This window comes from Butyricicoccus sp. AM05-1 (genome assembly GCF_003474415.1).
GTDB classification, from domain to species: Bacteria; Bacillota; Clostridia; order Oscillospirales; family Butyricicoccaceae; genus Agathobaculum; species Agathobaculum butyriciproducens.
Genome location: NZ_QUDG01000007.1, coordinates 104,216 through 127,875 on the forward strand (window position 1 = coordinate 104,216; position 23,660 = coordinate 127,875).

Here is a 23,660-nt window from a genome sequence, read left to right on the forward strand (position 1 = left end):
AACACGAAAAAGGCACCGACTCGGTGCCTTTTTCATTTGCTGTACCTTGTAACCGAGCAATGAAACGGTTATAATAGAACCTGTACGACAAAAGACGAAAAAGGAGGAATTTCCTTGCAGTTAGAACAAACGCTGCGGACGCTGTGCGCGCTGCCGGCGGTCAGCGGCTTTGAAATGCAGGCGGCAAAGGCCGTCGCGGAGCTGTTTCGACCGTACTGCGACAGCGTGGACGCGGATAAGAACGGCAATGTGATCGGCAGCTTGTCCTGCGGTAAAGAGGGCGCGAAAACCGTCCTTCTGGACGCGCACCTCGACCAGATCGGCTTTCTCGTCACCGAGGTGCTGGACGGCGGCTTTCTGCGGTTCGCGCCGGTCGGCGGTGTGGACCCGCGCATGCTGCTCGGCGGCGAGGTGACCATTCTCGCGGACGAGCCGCTGTACGGCGTGGTATCCTGCATGCCGCCGCACCTGCTCAAAGCAGGTGAGCAGAACAAGGCCGTACCCATCGACCAGATGGCTATCGACACCGGTCTGCTCGATGCCAAAAGCCGCATTCGTGTGGGTACGCCCATCGTGTTCGCGCAGCAGCCGATCAAGCTGGCTGGCGGTCAGCTTTGCAGCAAGTGCCTAGACGACCGCGCAGGCGTTGCCGCCATCCTGCTGGCGATGGAGAAGCTGCACGCGGCAAAGGACAAGCTGAAGTGCAATGTCGCAGTGCTCATCAGCACGCAGGAGGAGGTCACCGAGCTGGGTGCGCAGACCGGCGCGTTTACGGTTCAGCCGGAGTACGCCATCGCGGTGGACGTGACCCACGGCAGAACGCCGGACGGTCCGTCGGACGGTGTGTTCGACCTCGGCAGCGGCGTGGCAGTCGGCATGGGCCCGAACCTGCACCGCGGCTTTACCAAGGCGCTCATCAAGACCGCCAAGGCGAACGACATCGACTATACGCTTGAAATTATGGAGGGCAACACCGGCACGAATGCGTGGACGATGCAGATCGTCGGCCGCGGCATCGCAATGGGTCTGCTGTCCATTCCGGAAAAATACATGCATACGCCGGTCGAGGTTGTGAAGCTGTCTGATGTGCAGGCGGTTGCTGACCTGATGGCGGAATTTCTGCGCGGATTTGACGGGGAGGTGGGCGCATGATCGAACTGATGAAGCAGCTGTGCGCACTGCCGGGGCCGTCCGGCTGTGAGGATGCGGTGCGCAAGTTTGTGCTCGAGAAGGTAAAGCCGTTCGCGGACGAGATAAAGATGGATGCCATCGGCAACATTATGGTGTTCCGAAAGGGCAAAAAGGCGCTCGAGCGTCCGGTCGTTGTGTGCGCGCACATGGATGAGGTCGGCGTTATCATCAAGCAGATTACGGACGACGGCATGCTGAAGTTCGGCTTTGTCGGCGGCGTGGACCCGCGTGTTGTCATCGGCCGACCGGTTCGCTTCGGTGATGTGCAGGGCGTGATCGGCATCAAGGCAGTTCATTTGACGACCGCAGCAGAGCGCCGCACCATGCCCAAGACCAAGGATTTGTATATCGACATCGGTGCAGCGAGCAAAGCTGCAGCCGAGGACAAGGTTTCGCTTGGCGATTACGGCGTGTTCGACTCGGCGGTTGTCGAGTTCGGCGACGGTCTTATCAAGGCCAAGGCGATTGATGACCGCGTCGGCTGTGCTGCGCTCCTCAAGCTCATCGAGGACGAGCCGCCGATCGACACCTGGTTCTGCTTTACTGTGCAGGAGGAAGTCGGTCTGCGCGGTGCGGCAAGCATGGCGTATGCGCTCGACCCGGGATTTGCAATGGTGCTCGAGGGTACGACAGCTGCTGATCTCGCAGAGGTGGAAGGCGGCAAAGCCGTTTGCCGCGTACGCGGCGGTGTTGTTCTGCCGTTCATGGATGGCGCGACTATCTACGATGCGGAGCTGTTTGAACTTCTGCGCAATGCCTGCGACAAGCGCGGCATCCGCTGGCAGACGAAAACGCGCGTAGCCGGCGGCACGGACGCAGGCCGTATCCACAAGAGCCGTGCGGGCGTGCGCGTGTGCGTGGCCGCGGCTCCGGTACGCTATATTCACTCGCCGTCCTCGGTGGCGGCAGTAGCCGACTGCGAAGCGGTGCTTTCCGCCGCACGCGCATTTCTGGAAGAACTCGGAGGGAACGACGAATGAGCAAGATTTTTGATTTATGGAACACGGTCGCGGGTGCATTCGGCCCTTCCGGCCGTGAGGATGCGGTCCGCGAAACCATCGCGGAGATTGCAGGCGCGTATATCGACGATGTGACAACGGACGCGCTCGGCAATCTTATTTGTCGCAAAAAGGGCGTAAAGAACGGCAAAAAGCTGCTGTTTGCCGCTCATATGGACTCTATCGGCGTGGTTGCCACCTATATTGAGGACAAGGGCTTCATCCGTTTTTCGCAGATCGGCGGCCTGTATGTCGGTGACCTGCTGAATATTCAGGTGAAGTTTGCCAACGGCACGCGCGGCGTGATCTCGTACGAGGAAAAGACGCCGCTCAAGGATTTGACGCTGGATAATCTGTTTATCGACATCGGTGCGAAAAACGCCGAGGAAGCGCGCAAGCTGGTGCAGATCGGCGATTTTGCCGTGTACGAAGCACCGCGGTTCGAGCAGAACGGCGTGCTGTGCGGCCCGTATCTGGACAACCGCATCGGCTGTGTGACACTCCTGCTGATGATGGAGCAGTTGGTGGACAAGGAAATCGAGAACGATCTGTACTTCGTGTTTACGGCACAGGAGGAGGTTGGCCTGCGCGGCGCAGGCGCGGCAGCGTTCGCAGTTGAGCCGGATGCGGCTATCGCGGTGGATGTGACCGATACCGGCGATCTGCCGGAGATGAAGTCCGCGATGGCGGTCGAGCTGGGCAAGGGACCGGCAGTCAAGGTGATGGATCGCTCGGTTATCTGCACACCGGCGGTTGTAGATGCGCTCGAGCAGGCGGCGAAGGACTGCGGTGTATCCGCGCAGCGCGAAATCCTGCTGTGCGGCGGCACGGATACGTCAGCGCTGCAGAAGGCGCGCGCAGGCGTGCAGGCAGGCGCGGTCTCTATCCCGACTCGCTATATCCATTCTCCGAGCGAGCTGTGTGCGGTTTCCGACGTCGAGGACGCAGCAAAGTTGCTGGCACAGTACGCACTCCAAAAATAACCGATAGAATTACTAGGAATTTTGTAAAAATCGACAGGTGACAAATCTTCGATTTTGCAGTATGATAAAGACACAGCAAGGGGGCTGATACCGATAAAGGTGCAGGACTCTTGCTGTTTTCTTTTATATCCTTTCTCATTTCGACCACATCTTACTTACATACTACTCTTTGCCTGAAGCCATTCTACCTTATGGTAGAGCGGCTTCGGGCATTTTACGCTCTTTATTCGGCAAAACGTGCACGTTGTCCGTGCTATACTGAATCTTGTTCGGGAGGTGAGGTATGGTCGTCTATCTGGATGTGCTGTTTGCCGTCAACGCGCTGATGGATGGTGCAACACTGCTTGCGGCAGCTCGCTTAGGCGGCGTGCAGGTGCGGAAAATGCGGCTGATTTTCTCAGCAGCACTCGGCGGCGGCTATGCTGTGCTGGGTGCGGTCTGGCCGGTGCTGACACTCGCGCCGCTGCGCCTGCTTGCAGGACTGGGCCTGTGCATGGTCGCTTTCGGCAGAGAGCGGCACCTTGCGCGGCTGTGTGCACTGTACGGCGTGGTCGCGGCCTCGTTCGCAGGACTGGCGGCGGCGCTGAGTGCCGCAAGCGGCAGGAGGCTGCTGCTCTCGTGCGGGTACTACTTTGCGGTGCCGATACAGGTGCTCGTGCTGGCGGCAGCTGTCGGCTATGCGGCAAGCGGGATACTCCTGTGCGGAGATGCGGAGCACGGCGCGCTGCACCGCGAAACAGAAACGCTGACCATCCGGTTCGGCAATCGGCAGACCGCCGTGCGTGTGCTGCACGACACGGGCAACGACCTGATCGAACCGGTATCCGGAAAGCCGGTCGTGGTGCTCGAGCGCAAGGCCGCCGAGTGCCTGCTGGACACGAAACTGCCGTTCGGCAGTGCGTCCGCGCAGCTGGCGGCTCTGCCGGAAAATCTGGCTGCACGCTGCGGTCTGCTGCCGTTTCACGCGGTCGGCACGGATGGCGGTCTGCTGCTGTATTTCCGGCCGGACAGCGTGCTGAGAGCAGACGGCGCGGCACTCGACTGTGTGTGTGCAGTCGGTGCGGTCTCCATCGGACAGGGCGCGTACGAGGGACTTATCGGGGTGTGAAAGGGAGAGTGAAATGAAGCTTCTGCAGTGGTTAAAGACGATTTTACGACGGTTTCGAGCGCAAGGTGTACATTATATCGGCGGCAGCGATGTTCTGCCGCCGCCGTTGTCTCCGGAGGAGGAGGCCGCTGCCGTGGAGGCGAACAGCGGGGGCGATGTTGCGGCGCGCAACTGTCTTATCGAGCACAATCTGCGGCTGGTGGTGTTTCTGGCGCGCAAGTTTGAGTCGAGCGGTGTGGGAACAGAAGATTTAATTTCTATTGGAACGATCGGACTCATCAAGGCGGTGAGCACCTACCGGAGCGACAAAAACGTCAAGCTGGCGACATATGCATCGCGGTGTATCGAAAACGAGATCCTCATGCACCTGCGCAAGATTGCCGGACGGCGGAGCGAGGTTTCCATCGACGAGCCGCTGTCCTCGGACTGGGATGGCAACGAGCTGCTGCTGAGTGATATTCTCGGCACCGAGCCGGACAGCGTCATGCGGCCGCTCGAGGATGATGTGGACAAAATGCTGCTGCATCGTGCACTGGGTCATCTGCCGCCGAGAGAGCGGCAGATCATCTCGCTGCGGTTCGGCATCGGCACGCCGAAGGCGCTGACGCAGAAGGAGGTCGCGGATTTGCTGGGTATCTCGCAAAGCTATATTTCAAGGCTGGAAAAGCGGATTATCGCGCGAATGCGAAAAGATATTTTGAAGTATTCGGCGTTTTAAGGCAATACCGCATAATTGAACAAGAGTGATTTGCGAGTAAATTTTGCGTACTGACGAGGCACAGTTTTGCGGTAATACTTGATGTATTACCGTGAAACTTCGGCAGCGCGGACGGAACTCGCGCAAGGAACCGAAGCCAAAGTCAGGACACAAAATTTCCGCAAAGCACCGCGGCAGCGCGACCGGAGCCTGCGCAAGGAGCCGCCGCTTTAATTGTGCGGTGTTGCCTTAAGAAAGAGTGAGGAGTGAAAAGTTGAGAGGGGAGAGAACGCAATGGGGTATCGTTCGGCAAGTCGCAGATAATTCACAAATGCTGTGCAGAATATTCTCCAGGCCAACGAGTTGCGCGACACTGTCATGCATGCCGCGCTTGCGGAGAGTAACCCGCATGTGTAGCGGTAAGGTATCTGACGTTGCATAGAGGTAGAGAAATGGGCGCACATGCGCCCGCGCGGCGTCAGCGCGTTTCCTCGGTTTGCAGCCGATGCAGCAGTTTTCTTTTCTCCTGCACTATGCTATAATAAGAGAAAACCCAAGGGATGAGATACCATGCAGATCGAAATTCGGCAGTACGAGCAGCGTGATGCTGCACAGGCAGCAGAAATTTGGAACGAGGTCGTTGAGGACGGTAAAGCCTTTCCGCAGATGGAAAAGCTGGACGAGGTGACCGGTCATGCCTTTTTCACTGAGCAGACCTATACCGGCGTAGCGTACGACGCGGCAACCGGCGAGCTGGTCGGTCTGTATATTCTGCACCCGAATAACGTGGGCCGCTGCGGCCATATCTGCAACGCTAGCTACGCCGTCAAAAAGACCGTGCGCGGACAGCATATCGGTGAAAAACTCGTTACGCACTGCCTGAAACAGGGGAAAACGTGCGGATTCCGCGTGCTGCAGTTCAACGCAGTCGTCAAGAGCAACACGGGTGCGCTTGCGCTGTACAAAAGGCTGGGATTCACACAGCTTGGTGTGATTCCGGGCGGATTTTTGAACAAGGATGGCGAATACGAGGATATTATCCCGCATTACCATGTTCTGTAAAGAGAAAAGGAGAAAACAATGCTTTTTTGCAACATTGATCTGTTGGATGAGAATTTTGCGCTCAAACGCGGGCAGTACGTTGGCGTGAAGGACGGCAAGATCGCCTATATCGGTGACACCGAGCCGCAGGAGGACTACGGCGAACGCTACGATGGCAGACACCGTCTGCTGATGAGCGGCTTCTACAACGTCCACAGCCACGCGCCGATGACGCTGCTGCGCGGCTACGCGGAGAATCTGCCACTGCAGCGCTGGCTGGGCGAGAAGGTATTTCCGTTTGAGGACAAGATCGATGACGAAGCGGCGTACTACGGCACGCAGCTTTCCATCGCGGAAATGCTGGCGAGCGGTACGGTTTCGTTCTCGGATATGTATTTCTTCTTCGACGGCATGATGCCCGCGATACGCGAGAGCGGCATCAAGTGCAACCTCAGCCGCGGTCTGACCGTATTTGACGACAGCGACTACGAGAGCCTTGCCGCCTACAAGGACAATCTGCGCCTGCTGAACGAGTGGAACGGCGAGCTGGGCGGCCGTCTGATCGGTGATCTGTGTATCCACGGCGAGTATACCTCGACACCCAAGGTGGTCGAGGCGGTAGCCGCTCACGCGAAGGACGCGGGTGCGCGTATCCACATCCACCTGTCCGAGACGCAGACCGAGCACGAGGAGTGCAAGCAGCGTCATGGCCTGACGCCGGCGGCGTATATGGAGGCGCACGGCATTTTCGATTCTCCGACCACGGCGGCGCACTGCGTCTGGCTGGAGGACGAGGATTTCGATATCCTCAAGAAGCACAATGTTTCGGTCGCCTGCTGTCCGGCAAGTAATCTCAAGCTGGCATCCGGCTACGCGAACATCCCGAAAATGCTGGAGAAGGGCATCAATATCGCGCTCGGCACAGACGGCGCAGCCTCCAACAACAACCTGAATATTCTGCAGGATATTTACCTGTTCGGTGTGGTTTACAAGGGTTTCTATCACGATTCTACGCTGCTGACGCCTGCACAGGTGCTGCACACGGCAACGCGCGCCGGTGCGCTTTCGCAGGGACGCACGGACTGCGGCAAGCTGGCGGTTGGATATAAGGCCGACCTGTGCGTCATCGACACCGATACACCGCAGTTTACACCGATGACCGACGCCGCCTGCAACGTGGTCTATGCGGCTCAGGGCGCGGACGTTCGCCTGACCATGGTAGACGGCGAGGTGCTGTACCGCGATGGTGAATTCAAGACCATCGACATTGAAAAGGTAAAGGCGGAAACGCAGAAGCGCACGGACGCTATCCTGCGCCGGCTGTAAGGAGGGAGACCTATGCTGACAAAAGCAAATGTAGCGGAATCTGCAGCATATCTTAAAGAAAAGCTGCCGTTTGTGCCCGAAATCGCACTGGTGCTCGGCTCGGGCATCGGCCCGCTGGCTGATGAGGTGGAGAACCCGACGTATGTACCTTACGGCGAGATTCCGCACTTCAAGGTCTCCACCGCACCTGACCACGCAGGACGCATGGTATGCGGCACGCTGGCCGGACGCCGCGTTATCTGTATGCAGGGCCGTCTGCACGGCTACGAGGGTTATGCGCCGGACGAGGTGGCATATCCGGTTTATGTGCTGAAAGAGTTGGGTGTGAAGGCGCTTGTCGTGACGAATGCCTCCGGCGGCATCAACACCGGCTATCATGCGGGCGATTTTATGCTGATCACTGACCACATCAACATGACCGGCAAAAGTCCGCTGACCGGCAAAAACGATCCTGAACTCGGTACTCGTTTTCCGGATATGACGTTCGCGTACAGCCACGAACTGGAAGAAAAAGCCATGCAGGCCGCTGCGGACTGCGGTCTTAAGCTGCATCAGGGTGTATACTGCGGCGTAAACGGCCCGCAGTTTGAGACACCGGCGGAGATTCGCATGTTCCGCACGCTCGGCGCGGATGCGGTCGGCATGTCCACCGTGTTCGAGGTCATTGCGGCCGCGCACTGCGGTCTGCCGCTCGTCGGTATTGCCATGATCACCAATATGGCGGCGGGCGTGCTTATGCAGCCGCTCTCGGGCGCTGAGGTCAACGAGACTGCCGAGCGCCGCGGCGCAGAGCTGCGCCGTCTGGTGGCAAAGCTGCTCGAGAAAATTTAAGGAAAATTTCAAAAAAGTGTTGACAGAAAGCGATTTCTGCGATATACTAATAAAGCTGTCACGGAAAAGCGTTGGCAGCTTGATTTCGAGGTGTGGCTCAGCTTGGTAGAGCGCTTCGTTCGGGACGAAGAGGCCGCAGGTTCAAATCCTGTCACCTCGACCACTTTTTTCAAATCAAATAACAATATTTCGAGGTGTGGCTCAGCTTGGTAGAGCGCTTCGTTCGGGACGAAGAGGCCGCAGGTTCAAATCCTGTCACCTCGACCACAAAAACTCTGAAAACCACATGGTTTTCGGAGTTTTTTGCTATCTGATGAAAATTATACTTACCACTTAATATATCGAAAGAGAGGACGGCACAGATGCAGAACGCAGAACAGAAGACCGCACTCATTGCGATGAGCGGCGGCGTAGACAGCTCGATCGCGGCTTACCTGATGCGGCAGGCGGACTTCCGCTGCATGGGCACGACCATGCGGCTGTACCGCAACGAGGATCTCGGCGCATGTAATTTCCGCACCTGCTGTTCGGAAAAGGATATCGAGGACGCAAGTGAGGTTGCATTTCAGCTGGATATTCCGTATGAGGTACTGGATTTTACACTGGATTTTCAGGAGAAGATCATCGGCAAGTTTGTCCGCACTTATGAGGCAGGCGGCACGCCCAATCCCTGTATTGACTGCAACCGATTTATGAAGTTCGACAAGCTGCTGGATTTTGCCGAGCAGCACGGCCTGTATTATGTTGTCACGGGTCACTATGCCCGCATTGAGCAGGACGAACAGACCGGTCGCTGGCTGCTCAAAAAGGGCGTGGACGTGGGCAAGGACCAGAGCTATGTGCTGTACACGATGACACAGCGGCAGCTTGCGCACACCAAATTTCCTCTGGGCGACCGCAACAAGACGGAGATCCGCGAGCTGGCGGAGCAGCTCAGCTTCTGCAACGCACGCAAGCACGACAGCCAGGATATTTGCTTTGTGCCGGACGGCGATTACGTCAAGTTCATGGAGCAGTACACGGGCAAGCACTATCCGGCAGGCGATTTCCTCGATTTAGACGGCAAGCCGGTGGGAAAGCACAAGGGTGCTGTCCGCTATACCGTCGGCCAGAGACGCGGCCTCGGTCTTGCGATGGGAGAGCCGGTGTACGTCTGCGGCAAGGATATGGAGAAGAACACGGTTTCGGTCGGACCGGAGGCAGCGCTGTTCTCGGACACTGTGATCGTAGATGACATGAACTGGATTTCGATTCCGGAGCTGACCGAGCCGATCCACATCAAGGCGAAGATTCGCTACCGCCATGCGGAGCAGCCGGTGACGGTTTCTCCGATGGAGGACGGCCGTGTCAAGCTGGTGTTTGATGAGCCGCAAAGAGCCGCAGCGATCGGTCAGGCGGCGGTGCTGTACGACGGCGATGTAGTTGTCGGCGGCGGCACCATCGTGGATGTGCCGGGACAGGCAGGCAGGTGAGGCGCGGCATGAAATTTCTCATTGCATCCGATATTCACGGTTCGGCGTACTACTGCGAACAGCTGTTGCAGGCGTTCGAGCGCGAGCAGGCTGCGCGTCTGCTGCTGCTCGGCGATATTCTTTACCACGGTCCGAGAAACGATCTGCCGCGCGATTATGCGCCAAAGAAGGTGATTGCCATGCTGAACGGCATGGCGGATATAATCCTATGTGTGCGCGGCAACTGTGACACCGAGGTGGACCAGATGGTACTCGCGTTCCCGATCCTCGCGGACTATGCCGTCCTGCCGGCAGGGGAGCGGCTGGTGTATGTCACGCACGGACATCAATTCAACACGAAAACACCGCCTCCGTTGTGTCAGGGCGATGTGCTGCTGCACGGACATACGCATATTCCGGCATGGGAGCCGTTTGGCAGGGAAAACCTGTATCTGAACCCGGGTTCAGTGTCCATCCCGAAAAATGATACCGCACATGGCTATATGACACTCGAAAACGGCGTTTTTACATGGAAAACGCTGAGCGGTGAACCATATCACACGCTTGCATTGTAAAAAAGAGGCTGACAGTTCACAGCTGTCAGCCTCTTTTTTATTGAATGTCGGTTTGCTTGCAAACCGCGTCCGCATGGCGGGATTTCGTACAGAATCCCGTAAGGACGTATCCGAGCCTGTGGCTCGGTACGTCCCTCTCGATGAAAAGGCTTTGCCTTTTTATCGAAATCAGTCGATTTTTACAGTCCAGCCCAGCTCATCCGGCAGCTTGCCCCACTGGATGCCGGTCAGGGTGTTGTACAGCTTATGGGTAACTTCGCCGATCTCACCGTTGTTGATGTAAGCAACATCGCCCTCATAGCGCAGCTCGCCAACCGGAGAGATAACAGCAGCGGTACCGGTGCCGAATACCTCTTCCAGCTTGCCGTCGTGGGAAGCCTTCATAACGTCAGCGATCGGCAGGCGCTCCTCGGATACCGGAATGCCCCAGTGCTTGAGCAGCTCGATGCAGCTCATACGGGTAACGCCCGGCAGAACGGTGCCGACGGTCGGAGCGGTGTAAACGGTGCCGTCGATCTTGAAGAAGCAGTTCATGGAGCCGACTTCCTCAACGTACTTGTGCTCAACGCCGTCCAGCCACAGGGTCTGCTCGTAGCCCAGCTCGTGTGCCTTTACCTGAGAGATCAGGGATGCAGCGTAGTTGCCGCCGCACTTGGTGAAGCCGGTGCCGCCCGGGCAGGCACGGGTATACTCATCCTCGACGAAGATCTTAACCGGATTGATGCCGGTGGAGTAGTAAGCGCCGACCGGAGAGCATACGATGATGAACTTGTGAGTGCGGGAGGTGCGAACGCCCAGATGCGGCTCGGTAGCGATGACAAACGGACGGATGTACAGGCTGGTGCCCTCAGCGTGCGGAACCCAGTCCTGATCGAAGGAAACAATGGCCTTGACAGCCTGAACGAAATCCTCTACCGGCAGGCTCGGCAGGCACATACGATGGTTGGTGTTGATCATGCGCTGTGCATTCTTGTCCGGGCGGAACAGCTGAATGGAGCCGTCCGGGGTGCGGTAAGCCTTCAGACCCTCAAAGGACTCCATTGCGTAATGGAAAACCATCGCTGCCGGATCAAGCTCAAGCGGCTGATACGGTACGATGCGGGCATCGTGCCAGCCCTGTTCCTCATCGTGATCAATGATCAGCATGTGATCGGTATAATGAACACCAAAGCCGAGGCTGCTTTCGTCCGGCTTTGCCTTAGGAGTAGTGGTGCGCTGTGTTGTGATCTGCAGCATGGTTGATTCACTCTTTCTTTATAAGAATTTGTACTCTTTTATTATAGCACTCGATTCTCACAACGCAAGGTGTTTTTCGGCAGAAAGGGTGACAAACCCGCTGTGCTTTGGTATAATATGTTCGTACGAATTGCTGAAAGGAGTGAGTGCGTATCAAAAAAATCATCAGCTGTGTGCTGTGTGCCGCGCTGCTGCTGACGTTTCTGCCTGCACCGGCGCATGCGGTGACGCTGACAGCGGTAAACGACTCCATCCTGCCGCTCGACGAGAGCACCATGCCTGCACGTCTCGGCGGCGAAACCTATGTGCCGTACAGTGTGTTTACCACGCTCGGTGTGTCTGCCTCGGAGAATGACGGCGTGCTCGATCTTTCCGCAAACGGCGAAACGCTCAGCTTTTCGACTGCGGAAGGCTATGTGTACGATCAGAATCTGAACAGCTATTCCACACCCGCGTATGAGATGAACGGAACGGTTTATGTGCCGGTCAAGCTGTGCTGTGCGAAGTTTGGCTTTACCTATTCTTCACTGACCCTGCAGGGGGAAAATGTGCTGCGTGTCGCGGACGGTTCGGCACAGAGCGATTCGGCGTTTATTGCAGCGCATACCAGGGTGATTGAAAACACGATCGACAACTACAAGGGCAGCACTTCCGGGTCGGACCGCAGCAATAACACGAATACCAATCCGGCACCGGCAAAGCCGGTGGACAACGATACCATCGAAATACCGAAGGTAGAGGAAAAGCCGGCGAAGAAGCCGGTCCGCGTGTATCTTGCCTATTACGGCGCGCCGAACGAAAACACGGCGGCTGTTCTGGACAATCTGCATGACGCAGGCAGGCAGGCGGCGTTTTTCCTGCCGACGGATACCTCCGAATGGGACGATGATCTGGTTCGCCGAATCGCAGCGGAGGGACATACGGTAGCCTTTCTGCTGCAGGCGGACAGCAAAACCACAGGAGCAGACATGCTGGCCGACCTTGCCGCTGCGAACGAGCGCCTGACACTGCTGACCGGTGTGGCAGCCCGCATAGCCGCCAACCAGAGCGGCAGCGACGCACTCACCGAAGCACAGCGCAGCGTGCTCATCGGTGCAGGCTACCGCCTGTGGGATGCCGGTCTGGACAGCGGCGATGTCGAGAAAAATGCGGCGGAAGCGTATACGCAGACCGTACAGTATTTCGCCTCCACGTCCGGCGTGGTAGTCGTGCGGCTGCACCACAGCAAGGCAACCCCGAGGCTGACCGAAGCACTGTGCTCGTATATCGGACGGCAGGGTATTTCGGCAGGACGCATTACATACAGCGTTACGCCGGTCAACAGTGCATCCGATACCCGATGAAGGGAGGACTCTATGAAGCTGATCTTATGTGTGGATGATAAAGGCGGCCTGGCCTTTAACCATCGCCGCCAGAGCCGCGATCGTGTGCTGAATGAGCGCATTCTTATGCACTGCGGTATGCACAGGCTGTGGATAAGTCCGTACACCGCAAAGCTGTTCGGAGCGGATACGGCAGTACGGCTTTGTATCGCTGAGGATTGCCTCGAGCGGGCGGCAGAGGACGATTACTGCTTCGCTGAGGTGCACGATCCTGCACCCTACTTAAACAGGGTACAGCAGGTGATATTATATCACTGGAATCGTGTCTATCCCGCTGACCGGTATTTCACCCTGCCGGAAACCGGATGGACAAAGCAGAGCGAGACCGAATTTGCCGGTTCCTCGCATGAAAAAATAACAGAGGAAGTATTTGTTAAATGCGAAAATTGACCCGCGCGTTTGCGCCGATTGTATTCGTGCTCAGCCTGCTGCTTTCCGGCTGTGCACTGCCCATGCCGTCGAGCAGTATGGTTTCGATGGACGAGCTGCCCGCCTACTCGGATTCTGCTTATGTCGAGATCGACGGCAACCAGCCATTCTTCACCGACGCAGACAAGCAGGAGACCGAAGCGTTTGAGGAATATTCGGATTTGGATTATCTCGGACGGTGCGGCACGGCATACGCCAATGTCGGACAGGATCTGATGCCCGCAGATGGAGAAAAACGCGGTTCGATCGGTCAGGTCAAGCCAACCGGATGGCATACCGTCAAGTATGACTGTGTGGACGGCAAATACCTGTATAACCGCTGTCACCTGATCGGCTGGCAGCTTACAGCTGAGAATGCCAACAAGCAGAATCTGATCACCGGCACGCGATACCTCAATATTGAGGGTATGCTGCCGTTTGAGAATATGGTCGCTGACTATGTGAAGGAAACCGGCAACCATGTGCTCTATCGGGTTACGCCGGTGTTTGAGGGCAGCAATCTTGTTGCCTCGGGCGTGCAGATGGAGGCATGGTCGGTCGAGGACGACGGCGAAGGCATTTGCTTCAACGTGTACTGCTATAACGTCCAGCCAGGCGTGGAAATTGATTATGCCACCGGCGAAAGTCAGGCAGCGTAAAGAAAAACAGCAAGTTCAGTTGGACTTGCTGTTTTTTCTTTCATTGAGAATGGAGAATTGAAAATTGAGAATTTCGGTAACGCGCAAAGCGCGTTTATTCAATAACCGCCCTTTGGGCGGTTTGAGGCTGTCGAAAAACTATCGTTTTTCGAGCAGCCTCTCGATCGAAACCACGCTTTCGATCGAATGCTGAAGAAAACCCGCGTCCTCCGGACACATTTTTTCTTCCCTTGTATAAAAGCCGAGGTACACGCCCCCGGTTTTTATGAATTTGCTGCGCAAATTCTATTTTATGCGTGCTGTCGCACGAAGCACAAAATAGAAATCTGACTTTTCGACAAGCTGTAACCGCCCTTTGGGCAGTTTCTTTCATTCTCCATCCTCCATTTGTTAAATTTGCTTGCGGATATGCTCCAGTGCGCCCTTCTCCAAACGGGATACCTGCGCCTGTGAGATGTGTATCTCGTCAAACGAAAGGATGTGATTTTCAGGATAATTTCTGCGCTTATCGTACGGTAAAAGTACGGATTTGTCAAGATGGGCCGGGAAAATCAAGCGATTGACCAATAGAGCAGCAAAGCCGTAAGAAACCCATCACATCCGTCTTTTTCACCGGAAAAATTTATGCTATAATGGTATCAACTACTAAGGGGAAAGGCGGGATACCGTTGCGCACAAGACCAATCCTTGCGGCAGCGGCGCTGCTGTTGGCGGCCGGACTTGCCGCCGTGACGCATCAGGCCGTATCGCAGGCGGACGAGCCGCTCCGCATTGGCACGACGTACATGACGATGAACAACCCGTTTTACAGCGTCATTGACGAGGAACTGCGGTTGGTGATCGAAAGCCGCGGCGATATTCTGCTGACGCGTGATCCGGCGCTCGATCAGGAGCGGCAGAACGGGGAGATACGCGATCTGCTGCATGAAGATATCGACCTGCTGGTGCTCAATCCGGTGGACTATCGTGAGATCGAGCCGGCACTGCAGGAGGCACAGAAGGCGGGCGTACCGGTCGTGGTTATCGACTCGCAGGTCAGCAACCCGGATTTGGTAGCGTGCACGATCGCGTCCGACAACTACGGTGCGGGTGTGCTCTGCGCGGAGCACCTGATGAACACGCGTGATTCCGCGAAGGTCGTGCTGCTTGAGCACGCATCTACCAAGTCCGGCCGAGACCGTATCCAGGGCTTTTGCGATACGCTGGCATCCGACGTCAACTATCAAATCATCGGTCGCGCGGACAGCGCCGGTCAGCTTGAAGTCGCCATGCCGGAGATGGACAAGCTGCTTGAACAGGGCATTGTGCCGGACGCCGTGATGTCACTTAACGACCCGAGCGCACTCGGCGCGATGGCGGCTCTGCAGGAGCATGGCATGCTGCAGGATACGGCGGTTTACGGCGTGGATGGTGCTCCCGAAGCGAAAAGCATGATCAGCGAGGGTGCTATGACGGCGACAGCGGCCCAGTCCCCCATTCGGCTGGGGCAGATTACCGCGCAGACGGTCTACGCGATTCTGAACGGCGAGGACTACGAAAAAGAGATTACGGTTCCGGTCGAACTGATAACGAAGGACAACGTAAACGGCTACGACATGGACGGCTGGCAGTAGGAGGGGACGGTATGGTACAGAGTTTGCAGTTTTTCCGCCGCATCATGCTGCTGCTGAACGTGACCGTGGGCGCATTCCTTGTGTGGGTGTTCGGCATGACGCCGGTACTGGCGGCGCGGCAGTCGGACGGCGTAGCGTTTGCACAGAATTTGAGCGCGCTGCCGGCTAAACCGTGGACGCTGGTTATCGCCGTGCTCGGCATGGCGGCGCTCATTCTGGCCGGTGTGCTGCGCCGGCGCGGACAGAATTTCATCGGCTGGACCGAGCCGCTGTTCGCATTATGCGTGATTTTTGCGCTGCATCTGGCCTACAACGGCCTGCTGCTGTATGTGGTCGTGGATTTGATCGACGGCCTGCACGGCAGAACGCGCCGCCGGTTTCTCGGCGTCATGACGGCGCTGTTTCTGCTGACCGGTTTGGGTGCCCTGCAGGGAGCGCTGCACACGGTTCCGTTTTCGGAATATCTGCTGTATTTTGACATGCACACGCGGCAGCTTTTGCAGAGCACGGTGGATTTGCTGGGCGCACTGCACCTTATCCTGTTCGTGGTGTACATGGTGGTGCTCATCGGGCAGAGGACCGAGGAAAATTCGGCAATACGCCGTCTCAACGGCGAACTGGAACAGGCGAACGATCGGCTTTCGGTTATGAACGAGCAGCTCAAGGCTTACGCCGCCGAGAGTGAACGCATGGCCGAAACGCGCGAGCGCAACCGCCTTGCCCGCGAGATTCACGACACGCTCGGCCACGCGCTGACCGGCATTACCGCCGGTGCGGACGCATGTCTGCAAATGCTGGAAATCTCGCCCGAGATGGCGAAAAAGCAGATGGAACGCATTGCGGCTACCGCTCGTGAGGGCATGAATGAGGTGCGCCGTTCGGTGCGGGCACTGCGGCCGGATGCACTTGAGCGCATGCAATTAACAGATGCGATAGCGAAGCTGTGCACCGAAATGCAGGCGACTTCGCAGGCGGAGATTATGCTCGATCTGCAGGCTGAGGATCTGCGGCTGTCGCCGGACGAGGAGGACGCGGTGTACCGCATCGTGCAGGAGAGCATCACGAATGCTATCCGGCACGGACACGCAACCGCGGTGCGTGTGCGCATTGCAGCGGAGGAGCGTCGGCTTGGCATAACGGTAACGGACAACGGCTGCGGCTGCACGAAAATTGAGCCGGGATTTGGTCTGCGGCACATGCGCGAGCGGCTTAAGCTGTTAAATGGCACGTTAAAGGTGAAGAGTGAAAACGGATTTGAGCTGCACGCGGAAATTCCGTTAAGATGGGGTGATGTATATGATTAAAGTGCTGCTGGCAGACGATCAGGAGCTGATTCGGGAAAGTTTAGGCTTTGTTTTGAACGCACAGAGCGATATTACCATTGTCGGCATGGCGAAAAACGGCCGTGAGGCCATCGAACTGGTGCGCAGCGAAAAGCCGGATGTTGTGCTGATGGACATCCGCATGCCCGAGGTGGACGGCGTAGAGTGTACGCGGCTGATCAAGTCGGCGCATCCGAATATCAAGGTGATTGTGCTGACCACGTTCGACGATGACGAGTATGTGTTCAACGCTCTGCGGTTCGGCGCGTCCGGATATCTGCTCAAGGGCGTATCTGTCGCGGATTTGACCAATGCGGTGCGCGAGGTCGTGCGCGGCGGCTCCATTATCGCGCCGGACGTGGCAAGCAAAGCCTTGCAGATGTTCGCGCGCATGGCCAAGGGCAACCTCACCATCGGCGTGGACGAAAAGCAGACCGAGGATTTGCAGGACAATGAGTGGCGCATCATCCGCGAGGTGGGCGCGGGACTGTCCAACAAGGAGATTGCGGCGGCGCTGTGTCTGTCCGAAGGCACGGTGCGAAACTATCTGAGCAGCATCCTGAGTAAGCTCGAGCTGCGCGACCGCACGCAGCTTGCCATCTGGGCGGTGCAGACCGGCGTAGCCGGACGGCCGTTCGGAGGTCCGCAGTGAAGGGGCTGACGAAGCGTCTGACGGCGGCTATCCTGCTCACGGCGGTGTGCCTGACTGCGACCGTGTACAGCCGCACACGTTCGGTCGAGCTGCGGCTCGGCTTTATGGCAGGAAGCTACTGGGACGCGCCGAACGGAAACTGCTATGCCGTCATCGACGCGGCGATCGAGCGGTTCGAGCGGGAGCACCCAAATGTGCACGTCACCTACACAAGCGGCATCCTCAAACGGGATTACTCGGAATGGCTTATCGACCAGTACCTGCTCGGCAGTGAGCCGGATGTGTTCCTCGTGCTGCCGGAGGATTTCGGTGAGCTGTGCGAACTCGGTGCACTCGCGCCGCTGGACGGCTATCTTGCGCAGGATGAGGCGGTGTCCGACACGGATTTCTATCCGGCGGCGCTGCAGAGCGGCGCGGAGAACGGCGTGCAGTACGCGCTGCCGTATGAGTGCGTACCGACGCTGATGTGCGTCAACAAGACGCTGCTCGAAAGCGAAGGCATTGCTGTGCCGTCCGGTGACTGGACGTGGGAGGATTTTTACAACATCTGCGCCAAGGTCACGCACGACACGGATAGTGACGGCGAAATCGATCAGTTTGGCTGCTATGGATATACCTGGCAGGATGCGCTGATCGCGAACGGCACATCGCTGTTCACTGAGGGCGGCAGCAGCTGTCTGATCTCTCTGCCGAGAGCCGTGCAGGCGGTGGCGTTTGCACAGCGGCTGGACAAGCTCACCGCAGAGACCGCGCCTTCTGCGCGGGACTTTGACGAGGGCAGGGTGGCGTTCCGGCCGTTCCTGTTCTCGGATTACCGGACATATCAGCCGTATCCGTGGCGCATCAAGCGCTACTCGGATTTCTCGTGGGACTGCATTCCGATGCCGCACGGTCCGGCGGGCAGCAACAGCTCGGAGCTGAGCACCGTGCTGGCCGGCATCAGCAGCCGCTCGGCACATACAACGCTCGCGTGGCAGTTTCTGCGCGAGCTGACCGCCAATGCGGACAATCAGTCCATGCTGTTTACGGATTCGCACAGCGTGTCCGCGTTGCGGAGCGTGACTGACTCGGAAAAAACCCGTCAAATTCTCCGGCAGGACACACCAGGCGAAAGCCGGTCCGGCGTGGAAATGCTGTCGGATGTCATGGAGCAGGCGGTGGCGGCGCCGCGGTTCCGTAATTACGATCAGGCGCTGCTGTTGACCGAAGGGCTGGTACAGACCGCGATGGAGGATGAGCATAATTTGTCACTCCAGCTGCAAAGAGTACAGCACGAAGTGCAGGAATATCTACAGAAAAACTGACGATATCGAACGCGATACGCGCTCTGTTTGTGCAACACGCACAGACAGAGCGTATTTTATTTGCATATTTTGATAATCAGCATGACATTTGTCATAGAAAAACAGGACGATTATCACACGAGGGTCATGACAAAATACAGATTTCACGCTCCCTCAAATCCGGTATACTATGCTCAACAAACAGGAAAGAGGGAACGGAAAATGAGATATCTGATTTTGGTCAGTCACGGCACCTTTGCACCGGGTCTGCACAACGCACTCGGCATGATGGCAGGCAGCGATCGCGAGGACATCCGCTCGACCAGCCTGCTCGACGGCATGGACGTTGACACCTTCCGTGGCAACTTCGCAGAGCTGGTTAAGGACATTACCGCAGAGGACGAGATCATCCTCACGGCGGACATCATTGGCGGCTCGCCGCTGACAACTGCACTCGATGTGCTCACCGAAAAGGGTCTGCTGGGCAAAACGCTTGCCATCGGCGGCATGAACCTGCCGCTCGTACTGACGGCGGCCTTCGCGGATGCGGAGACACCGCTCGATGAGCTGGAACAGGAGCTGACCGGCGAGGCCAAGGACCAGATCAAGCGGTTTGACCTCGGCGGCGATGAAGACGACGATATTTAATAAAAATAGTAAAGAGCAGTATTAAGGAGGAAAAAGTTATGTCAATCTCTTTCATTCGTGTTGACGATCGTATGATCCACGGTCAGACCTGCACGCGCTGGGCGCTCGAGTATCCGTGCGACGGCCTTATTGCCGTAAACGACAAGGCGGCTACCACGCCGGTGCTCAAGGCGGCGTACAAGAACGCCAGCGACAAAAAGACCTTCGTGTGGACGCTCGACGAGTGGCGCGCCAAGTGCGGCAAGGTGCTCGCCAGCAAGGATCGCTACTTCCTCATCACCAAGGACCCGATCACGATGAAGAGCATCCTCGTGGACGACGGCTTTGATCCCGGTGAGGTAAAGACGGTTATCATCGGACCGTGCAACGACCGCCCGGGCGCGACCAAGCTGGGCAACAATCAGGCGATCACCCAGCCGGAGGCGGACGCACTCGAGGCCATTATGCAGAAGGGCTACGAAGTAGAGTTCGCGCTCATCAAGGAGGCCGCCATCGGCAACTGGAAGAAGTTCCGCGGTCAGTTCGGCTACTAAATTCTATTTCACAAAATAAAAAAGAAAAGAGGGAGAACTTATGCAAGTTCAAGTTTGGCAGGCTGCATTGTTCGGATTGCTCGCATGTCTGGCATCCATGCCCGGTCTGGGCGGTACGGTGCTCGGCAACTACACGCTGGGCCGTCCGCTGGTAGCGGGTCTGATCGTCGGCCTCATCATGGGTGACGTACAGACGGGCATTTATCTCGGCGCGGCCATTCAGGTCGTATACATCGCACTGGTAACGCCGGGCGGCACGGTTTCCGCTGACGTTCGCGCGATCTCTTACATCGGCATTCCGCTTTCCATGGTTGCCGTGCATTCCATGGGTCTCAATCCCGCATCCGCTGAGGGACAGGCAATGGCGGTAACGCTCGGTTCGGCTGTCGGCACCATCGGCACCGTGCTGTTTTACGGAACAGCTACCGTAAACCTCGTTTGGCAGCATATGGGCTGGCGCGCTCTGGAAAAGGGTGATCTGCGCAAGCTGTATGTGGTCGATATGGGTCTCCCGTGGATTTCCCACATCCTGTGCTCGTTTATTCCGACGTTTATCATCACCAAGGTCGGCACCAGCATGGTAGATCTGATGAAGGCCTACCTGCCAATGGACGGCGTTGCAATGAAAACACTGTTCACCGTCGGCTCGCTGCTTCCGGCAGTCGGTATCGCCATCCTGCTCAAGCAGGTTGCGACCAAGCCGGTTGATATTCTGGTATTCGTATTCGGCTTCACGCTGGCCGCGTGCATGGGCCTTAACCTGATCGCGGCATCTATCGTCGGCGGTTTCTTTGCGGTCATCAACTACCGCATCAAGATCCTTGCTTTGCAGAAAGCCGCTCCCGCAGCTGCATCTGCTGCCGCAGCGGAATTTGACGACGATGAGGAGGAGATTTGATCATGGCAGAAAAGAAACTTTCCAAGAAAGCGCTGAACAAATCGTTCCGCAACTGGTTTTACGGCCATCTGACCTGCTTTTCGCAGGAGCATATGCAGACCTTCGGCTACCTGTGCGCCATGCTGCCGCTGGTAGAGGAGCTGTACGACACCAAGGAGGAGCAGACCGAAGCCCTCAAGACGTATTCCGCATTCTTCAACACCGAGCCGCAGCTGGGCATCGTCATCGTCGGCATGACCGCCGGTCTGGAAGAAGCCAAGGCCAACGGCGAGGACATCGACGGTGAGATGATCAACGGCATTCGCGCCGGTCTGATGGGACCGGTGGCCGGTATCGGTGACAGCCTGCTGGTTGGCACACTGATTCCGATTCTGCTGGGCGTTGCGCTCGGTTTATCCTCTGGCGGTTCTCCGCTCGGCGCGATCTTCTACATCATCGCGTACAATGTCATTCTGACGCTCGGCATGCGCCTGCTGTATTTCAAGGGCTATGAGCTCGGCGGCAAGGCGGTTGAAATGATCGTCGGCGAAAAGGCGAACGCCATCCGCGAGAGCATCATCATGCTCGGCACGGTCGTTATCGGCGCAGTCGCCGCAAGCTGGATTTCGATTACAACGCCGCTTGTCCTGCCCGGTGATATTTCTCTCCAAAAGGATGTGCTGGATACCATATTCCCCAAGATGCTGCCGCTGGCTACCGTTATGCTCTGTTATTGGCTGATGAGTAAGAAGAAAATGGCACCGACGACCGTTATGCTCGTGCTGGTCGGCATTGCGCTGGTCGGCGTGCTGGTTGGATTCTTTGATCCGCAGCTCGCATACTAAAATCGTTTCACTCAGACTATATCACACTTTCACCCCTCTGGCCGCTGAACGAAATCGTTAAGCGGCCGCCGGACAGGAAAGGAGTTTTCTCAATGAACAAGACCGCATTACTGCACGAGGCCAGACAGCAGCAGCAGGCCCTTCGGCAGCTTTCCCTCTGGAAGCGAATCGCTATGCTGCTCTCCTCCTGCGCGGCGGTGCTGGCATGGTGGGGCATCGCGGGCAGCGGATTGCGCTTTGCGGGCGGCGTATGCGGCGTAATTATCGCGCTGGTGTGCGCGGTCTGCGCGGCTGTGATCGGACTGGGCATCCGCAACGGAAACCGCAATGTCGCCAACATTTTGTCGGCGGCAGAGCAGTCATAAAGGAAGAAATGCAATGAATCAACAACAATATCGGTTGCTGTGCATGGATATTGACGGCACGCTTCTGAATTCCGCGCACAAGCTGCCGCTCGCCAACCGCGAGGCTGTGCAGTTTGCGGCGAAGAACGGCGTGACCATCTGCCTGATGAGCGCACGACCGCCGCGGGCGGTGTTCCCGATTCGGGATGCGCTCGGCGTGGATGGACCGCTGGTGTGCTGCGGCGGAGGACTTATTCTCTCGGGCGAAAACCGGCTGGCGGACAGCCGCCTGACCCGCGCATGTGCGCAGGCTGTCCTGCAGGAAACGCAGGCGAGAGGTATCCACTTGAGCGTTTACCGCGACCTCGACTGGCTCATTGCCGCCGAGGACGAGTGGAGCCGTGCCGAGGCGCAGATAACCGGCGTACAGCCGACCGTCGCGCCGTTGGAGACTCTGTTTGCAGACTGGGGCGACGCAAGCGCGCACAAACTGCTCTGCATGGGCGAGAAATCGCAGATTGACGAAATGCTTCCGGTACTGGAGGCAAAGCACCTGCCGATGACGCTCGTGCGCTCCAAGAACGAATATCTTGAAGTCGTACCGGCAGGGGCGGGCAAGAACACGGCCATGCATGTGCTGTGCGATTCGCTGCACATCTCGCCCAATGAGGTGATGGCACTCGGTGATCACGATATTGACGCGCCGCTGCTGCGTGCCGCCGGATTGGGCATCGCGATGGGAAACGCCTCGGCAGAGGCGCGGGCAGCGGCTGACGAAGTGACGGATTCGTGCGATGAGGACGGCGTGGCACACGCTATTTACCGACATATCGAGGAGGTGCAGGCATGAAATACCGTTTACTCGCGCTCGACCTTGACGGCACGCTGCTCAACTCCCGCAAGGAAGTAACGCCCGCCGTCAAGCGGGCCCTTGAGTGGGTCAGGGAGCGCGGCGTTCACGTTGTGCTCTCGACCGGCCGCATCGTCGGCGAGGCGGCGGAGTTCGCCCGCGAACTGCCCTGCGATGACCTGATGGTCACGGCGGGAGGTACAGCCATCGCGGCGGCCTCGGACGAGCGTATCCTGCAAAGCTGGGAGATGCCGTGCGAGATCGGCGCAAAGGTAGTCGAGGCGGTGCAGAGCCGCCCGGTGCGCGTGATGATCTACGTCGGCAGCAAAATTTACATCAACGAATATTCCAACCGCGATTTTGTCGTAAACTACCGTGTGGAGGGCTTTCACGCGAACAAGATCGTCACCGAGGACATTGCCGGGGAGATTCGCAAAAATCACCTGTGCGTTACCAAGGTGTACGCTCTCGGTGAACGCGAGGTGCTCGAGCAGGCGCTCGCAGAGATTCGGCCGCTGCCGGGCATCACGATTACGAGTTCCGGCGCGGACAACTTCGAGATACTTCCCGCTGGTGCGGATAAGGGCCGCGCGCTGACCCGTCTGGGCGAGATGCTTGGCGTAACTCCAGCGGAGATGGCCGCCGTCGGTGACAGCGACAATGACGCAGAAATGCTCCGCGCAGTCGGTATGCCGGTCGCGATGGGCAACGCAGACCCGGCGCTCAAGGCGCTGGCAAAGTACGTTACTGCCGACTGTGACCATGACGGCGTAGCACAGGCGGTCTATCATTTGTTTGGATAACAAA

The 23,660-nt window shown here is 57.5% G+C and carries 25 protein-coding genes, 2 tRNA genes and 1 pseudogene; 26 read left to right on the forward strand and 2 right to left on the reverse strand.

Features of this window, described 5'->3' with window-relative positions; all coding sequences use genetic code 11:
• Window positions 1-114: 114 nt before the first annotated feature.
• From DW088_RS10795 to yfcE, 12 genes are all read left to right on the forward strand, one after another.
• Entirely contained in the window at window positions 115-1,152 is a 1,038-nt protein-coding gene (locus DW088_RS10795; RefSeq protein WP_118360713.1) for a M42 family metallopeptidase, read from the forward strand.
• On the forward strand, window positions 1,149-2,171 hold the full coding sequence (locus DW088_RS10800) for a M42 family metallopeptidase (RefSeq protein ID WP_118360714.1): 1,023 nt from the start codon (window positions 1,149-1,151) through the stop codon (window positions 2,169-2,171). Before DW088_RS10795 ends, DW088_RS10800 begins: the two co-directional genes overlap by 4 nt.
• A complete protein-coding gene (locus tag DW088_RS10805; protein ID WP_118360715.1) occupies window positions 2,168-3,172 on the forward strand; it encodes a M42 family metallopeptidase in 1,005 nt (334 codons plus the stop codon). The genes DW088_RS10800 and DW088_RS10805 overlap by 4 nt, the downstream gene beginning before the upstream one ends.
• A gap of 283 nt (window positions 3,173-3,455) precedes the next feature.
• Window positions 3,456-4,280 (forward strand): sigma-E processing peptidase SpoIIGA, encoded by an 825-nt coding sequence (locus DW088_RS10810; protein WP_118360716.1) that lies wholly within the window; start codon window positions 3,456-3,458, stop codon window positions 4,278-4,280.
• Between the two features lie 13 nt (window positions 4,281-4,293).
• Window positions 4,294-4,998, forward strand: coding sequence for an RNA polymerase sporulation sigma factor SigE (gene sigE / locus DW088_RS10815; RefSeq protein WP_118360717.1), 705 nt, complete (start codon window positions 4,294-4,296; stop codon window positions 4,996-4,998).
• A 549-nt stretch (window positions 4,999-5,547) separates the two neighbouring features.
• Window positions 5,548-6,039: a GNAT family N-acetyltransferase gene (locus DW088_RS10820; RefSeq protein ID WP_117492218.1), complete on the forward strand. Its 492-nt coding sequence runs from the start codon at window positions 5,548-5,550 to the stop codon at window positions 6,037-6,039.
• Between the two features lie 18 nt (window positions 6,040-6,057).
• Complete coding sequence (locus DW088_RS10825; protein WP_118360718.1) at window positions 6,058-7,344, forward strand: amidohydrolase; 1,287 nt, start codon at window positions 6,058-6,060, stop codon at window positions 7,342-7,344.
• Between the two features lie 12 nt (window positions 7,345-7,356).
• A complete protein-coding gene (locus tag DW088_RS10830) occupies window positions 7,357-8,175 on the forward strand; it encodes a purine-nucleoside phosphorylase (RefSeq protein ID WP_118360719.1) in 819 nt (272 codons plus the stop codon).
• Between the two features lie 86 nt (window positions 8,176-8,261).
• Window positions 8,262-8,338: transfer RNA gene (locus tag DW088_RS10835), tRNA-Pro, on the forward strand.
• 27 nt (window positions 8,339-8,365) lie between these two features.
• Window positions 8,366-8,442, forward strand: a tRNA-Pro gene (locus tag DW088_RS10840).
• A gap of 95 nt (window positions 8,443-8,537) precedes the next feature.
• Window positions 8,538-9,647 carry a tRNA 2-thiouridine(34) synthase MnmA gene (gene mnmA, locus DW088_RS10845; protein WP_118360720.1) on the forward strand — a complete coding sequence of 370 codons (1,110 nt, stop codon included), beginning with the start codon at window positions 8,538-8,540 and terminating at the stop codon, window positions 9,645-9,647.
• An 8-nt stretch (window positions 9,648-9,655) separates the two neighbouring features.
• Window positions 9,656-10,201, forward strand: a complete 546-nt coding sequence (gene yfcE / locus DW088_RS10850) for a phosphodiesterase (RefSeq protein WP_118360721.1) — start codon at window positions 9,656-9,658, stop codon at window positions 10,199-10,201.
• Window positions 10,202-10,369: 168 nt separating this feature from the next.
• On the opposite strand, the gene DW088_RS10855 is transcribed toward yfcE, so the two are convergent.
• Window positions 10,370-11,437, reverse strand: a complete 1,068-nt coding sequence (locus DW088_RS10855) for a branched-chain amino acid aminotransferase (RefSeq protein WP_118360722.1) — start codon at window positions 11,435-11,437, stop codon at window positions 10,370-10,372.
• A gap of 146 nt (window positions 11,438-11,583) precedes the next feature.
• Between DW088_RS10855 and DW088_RS10860 the strand changes: the two genes are divergently transcribed.
• The 3 genes and pseudogenes from DW088_RS10860 to DW088_RS10870 form a co-directional block, all read left to right on the forward strand.
• Window positions 11,584-12,780, forward strand: coding sequence for a polysaccharide deacetylase family protein (locus tag DW088_RS10860; RefSeq protein WP_118360723.1), 1,197 nt, complete (start codon window positions 11,584-11,586; stop codon window positions 12,778-12,780).
• Window positions 12,781-12,792: 12 nt separating this feature from the next.
• The gene (locus DW088_RS10865; RefSeq protein ID WP_118360724.1) at window positions 12,793-13,209 is read left to right on the forward strand and encodes a ribonuclease Z; all 417 of its coding nucleotides are present in this window, start codon (window positions 12,793-12,795) and stop codon (window positions 13,207-13,209) included.
• Window positions 13,197-13,874 (forward strand): annotated as a pseudogene (locus DW088_RS10870) (DNA/RNA non-specific endonuclease); the annotation flags it as partial. The gene DW088_RS10865 and the pseudogene DW088_RS10870, both read left to right, overlap by 13 nt.
• A gap of 106 nt (window positions 13,875-13,980) precedes the next feature.
• On the opposite strand, the gene DW088_RS15670 reads toward DW088_RS10870, so the two are convergent.
• A complete protein-coding gene (locus DW088_RS15670; protein WP_147356563.1) occupies window positions 13,981-14,259 on the reverse strand; it encodes a hypothetical protein in 279 nt (92 codons plus the stop codon).
• 295 nt (window positions 14,260-14,554) lie between these two features.
• Between DW088_RS15670 and DW088_RS10875 the strand changes: the two genes are divergently transcribed.
• The 11 genes from DW088_RS10875 to DW088_RS10925 all read left to right on the forward strand — a co-directional run bounded on the left by DW088_RS10875 (window position 14,555) and on the right by DW088_RS10925 (window position 23,656).
• Window positions 14,555-15,499 carry a sugar ABC transporter substrate-binding protein gene (locus DW088_RS10875; RefSeq protein ID WP_243029885.1) on the forward strand — a complete coding sequence of 315 codons (945 nt, stop codon included), beginning with the start codon at window positions 14,555-14,557 and terminating at the stop codon, window positions 15,497-15,499.
• 11 nt (window positions 15,500-15,510) lie between these two features.
• On the forward strand, window positions 15,511-16,803 hold the full coding sequence (locus DW088_RS16345) for a sensor histidine kinase (RefSeq protein ID WP_243029886.1): 1,293 nt from the start codon (window positions 15,511-15,513) through the stop codon (window positions 16,801-16,803).
• Window positions 16,796-17,473 carry a response regulator transcription factor gene (locus tag DW088_RS10885; protein ID WP_118360727.1) on the forward strand — a complete coding sequence of 226 codons (678 nt, stop codon included), beginning with the start codon at window positions 16,796-16,798 and terminating at the stop codon, window positions 17,471-17,473. Before DW088_RS16345 ends, DW088_RS10885 begins: the two co-directional genes overlap by 8 nt.
• Complete coding sequence (locus DW088_RS10890; RefSeq protein WP_118360728.1) at window positions 17,470-18,777, forward strand: extracellular solute-binding protein; 1,308 nt, start codon at window positions 17,470-17,472, stop codon at window positions 18,775-18,777. Before DW088_RS10885 ends, DW088_RS10890 begins: the two co-directional genes overlap by 4 nt.
• A gap of 201 nt (window positions 18,778-18,978) precedes the next feature.
• A complete protein-coding gene (locus DW088_RS10895) occupies window positions 18,979-19,404 on the forward strand; it encodes a PTS sugar transporter subunit IIA (protein WP_118360729.1) in 426 nt (141 codons plus the stop codon).
• Window positions 19,405-19,442: 38 nt separating this feature from the next.
• Entirely contained in the window at window positions 19,443-19,937 is a 495-nt protein-coding gene (locus DW088_RS10900) for a PTS system mannose/fructose/N-acetylgalactosamine-transporter subunit IIB (protein WP_117489526.1), read from the forward strand.
• Window positions 19,938-19,977: 40 nt separating this feature from the next.
• Window positions 19,978-20,835, forward strand: coding sequence for a PTS mannose/fructose/sorbose/N-acetylgalactosamine transporter subunit IIC (locus DW088_RS10905; protein WP_118360730.1), 858 nt, complete (start codon window positions 19,978-19,980; stop codon window positions 20,833-20,835).
• A gap of 2 nt (window positions 20,836-20,837) precedes the next feature.
• Window positions 20,838-21,659, forward strand: coding sequence for a PTS system mannose/fructose/sorbose family transporter subunit IID (locus DW088_RS10910; RefSeq protein ID WP_118360731.1), 822 nt, complete (start codon window positions 20,838-20,840; stop codon window positions 21,657-21,659).
• 92 nt (window positions 21,660-21,751) lie between these two features.
• Complete coding sequence (locus DW088_RS10915) at window positions 21,752-22,024, forward strand: hypothetical protein (RefSeq protein ID WP_118360732.1); 273 nt, start codon at window positions 21,752-21,754, stop codon at window positions 22,022-22,024.
• A gap of 13 nt (window positions 22,025-22,037) precedes the next feature.
• Window positions 22,038-22,853: a Cof-type HAD-IIB family hydrolase gene (locus DW088_RS10920; RefSeq protein ID WP_158574673.1), complete on the forward strand. Its 816-nt coding sequence runs from the start codon at window positions 22,038-22,040 to the stop codon at window positions 22,851-22,853.
• On the forward strand, window positions 22,850-23,656 hold the full coding sequence (locus DW088_RS10925; protein WP_118360734.1) for a Cof-type HAD-IIB family hydrolase: 807 nt from the start codon (window positions 22,850-22,852) through the stop codon (window positions 23,654-23,656). Before DW088_RS10920 ends, DW088_RS10925 begins: the two co-directional genes overlap by 4 nt.
• Window positions 23,657-23,660: the final 4 nt, after the last annotated feature.

What these genes read in the sequence shown, in the direction of transcription:
- DW088_RS10825 (WP_118360718.1), top strand. Translation starts at nt 6,058, where the DNA reads ATGCTTTTTTGCAACATTGATCTGTTGGATGAGAATTTTGCGCTCAAA.
- DW088_RS10920 (WP_158574673.1), top strand. Translation starts at nt 22,038, where the DNA reads ATGAATCAACAACAATATCGGTTGCTGTGCATGGATATTGACGGCACG.
- DW088_RS10800 (WP_118360714.1), top strand. Translation starts at nt 1,149, where the DNA reads ATGATCGAACTGATGAAGCAGCTGTGCGCACTGCCGGGGCCGTCCGGC.
- DW088_RS10915 (WP_118360732.1), top strand. Translation starts at nt 21,752, where the DNA reads ATGAACAAGACCGCATTACTGCACGAGGCCAGACAGCAGCAGCAGGCC.
- DW088_RS10830 (WP_118360719.1), top strand. Translation starts at nt 7,357, where the DNA reads ATGCTGACAAAAGCAAATGTAGCGGAATCTGCAGCATATCTTAAAGAA.
- DW088_RS10810 (WP_118360716.1), top strand. Translation starts at nt 3,456, where the DNA reads ATGGTCGTCTATCTGGATGTGCTGTTTGCCGTCAACGCGCTGATGGAT.
- DW088_RS10885 (WP_118360727.1), top strand. Translation starts at nt 16,796, where the DNA reads ATGATTAAAGTGCTGCTGGCAGACGATCAGGAGCTGATTCGGGAAAGT.
- DW088_RS10805 (WP_118360715.1), top strand. Translation starts at nt 2,168, where the DNA reads ATGAGCAAGATTTTTGATTTATGGAACACGGTCGCGGGTGCATTCGGC.
- DW088_RS10925 (WP_118360734.1), top strand. Translation starts at nt 22,850, where the DNA reads ATGAAATACCGTTTACTCGCGCTCGACCTTGACGGCACGCTGCTCAAC.
- yfcE (WP_118360721.1), top strand. Translation starts at nt 9,656, where the DNA reads ATGAAATTTCTCATTGCATCCGATATTCACGGTTCGGCGTACTACTGC.
- DW088_RS10865 (WP_118360724.1), top strand. Translation starts at nt 12,793, where the DNA reads ATGAAGCTGATCTTATGTGTGGATGATAAAGGCGGCCTGGCCTTTAAC.
- DW088_RS15670 (WP_147356563.1), bottom strand. Translation starts at nt 14,259, where the DNA reads ATGAAAGAAACTGCCCAAAGGGCGGTTACAGCTTGTCGAAAAGTCAGA.
- DW088_RS10820 (WP_117492218.1), top strand. Translation starts at nt 5,548, where the DNA reads ATGCAGATCGAAATTCGGCAGTACGAGCAGCGTGATGCTGCACAGGCA.
- mnmA (WP_118360720.1), top strand. Translation starts at nt 8,538, where the DNA reads ATGCAGAACGCAGAACAGAAGACCGCACTCATTGCGATGAGCGGCGGC.
- DW088_RS10905 (WP_118360730.1), top strand. Translation starts at nt 19,978, where the DNA reads ATGCAAGTTCAAGTTTGGCAGGCTGCATTGTTCGGATTGCTCGCATGT.
- DW088_RS10895 (WP_118360729.1), top strand. Translation starts at nt 18,979, where the DNA reads ATGAGATATCTGATTTTGGTCAGTCACGGCACCTTTGCACCGGGTCTG.
- sigE (WP_118360717.1), top strand. Translation starts at nt 4,294, where the DNA reads ATGAAGCTTCTGCAGTGGTTAAAGACGATTTTACGACGGTTTCGAGCG.
- DW088_RS10910 (WP_118360731.1), top strand. Translation starts at nt 20,838, where the DNA reads ATGGCAGAAAAGAAACTTTCCAAGAAAGCGCTGAACAAATCGTTCCGC.
- DW088_RS10855 (WP_118360722.1), bottom strand. Translation starts at nt 11,437, where the DNA reads ATGCTGCAGATCACAACACAGCGCACCACTACTCCTAAGGCAAAGCCG.
- DW088_RS10900 (WP_117489526.1), top strand. Translation starts at nt 19,443, where the DNA reads ATGTCAATCTCTTTCATTCGTGTTGACGATCGTATGATCCACGGTCAG.
- DW088_RS16345 (WP_243029886.1), top strand. Translation starts at nt 15,511, where the DNA reads ATGGTACAGAGTTTGCAGTTTTTCCGCCGCATCATGCTGCTGCTGAAC.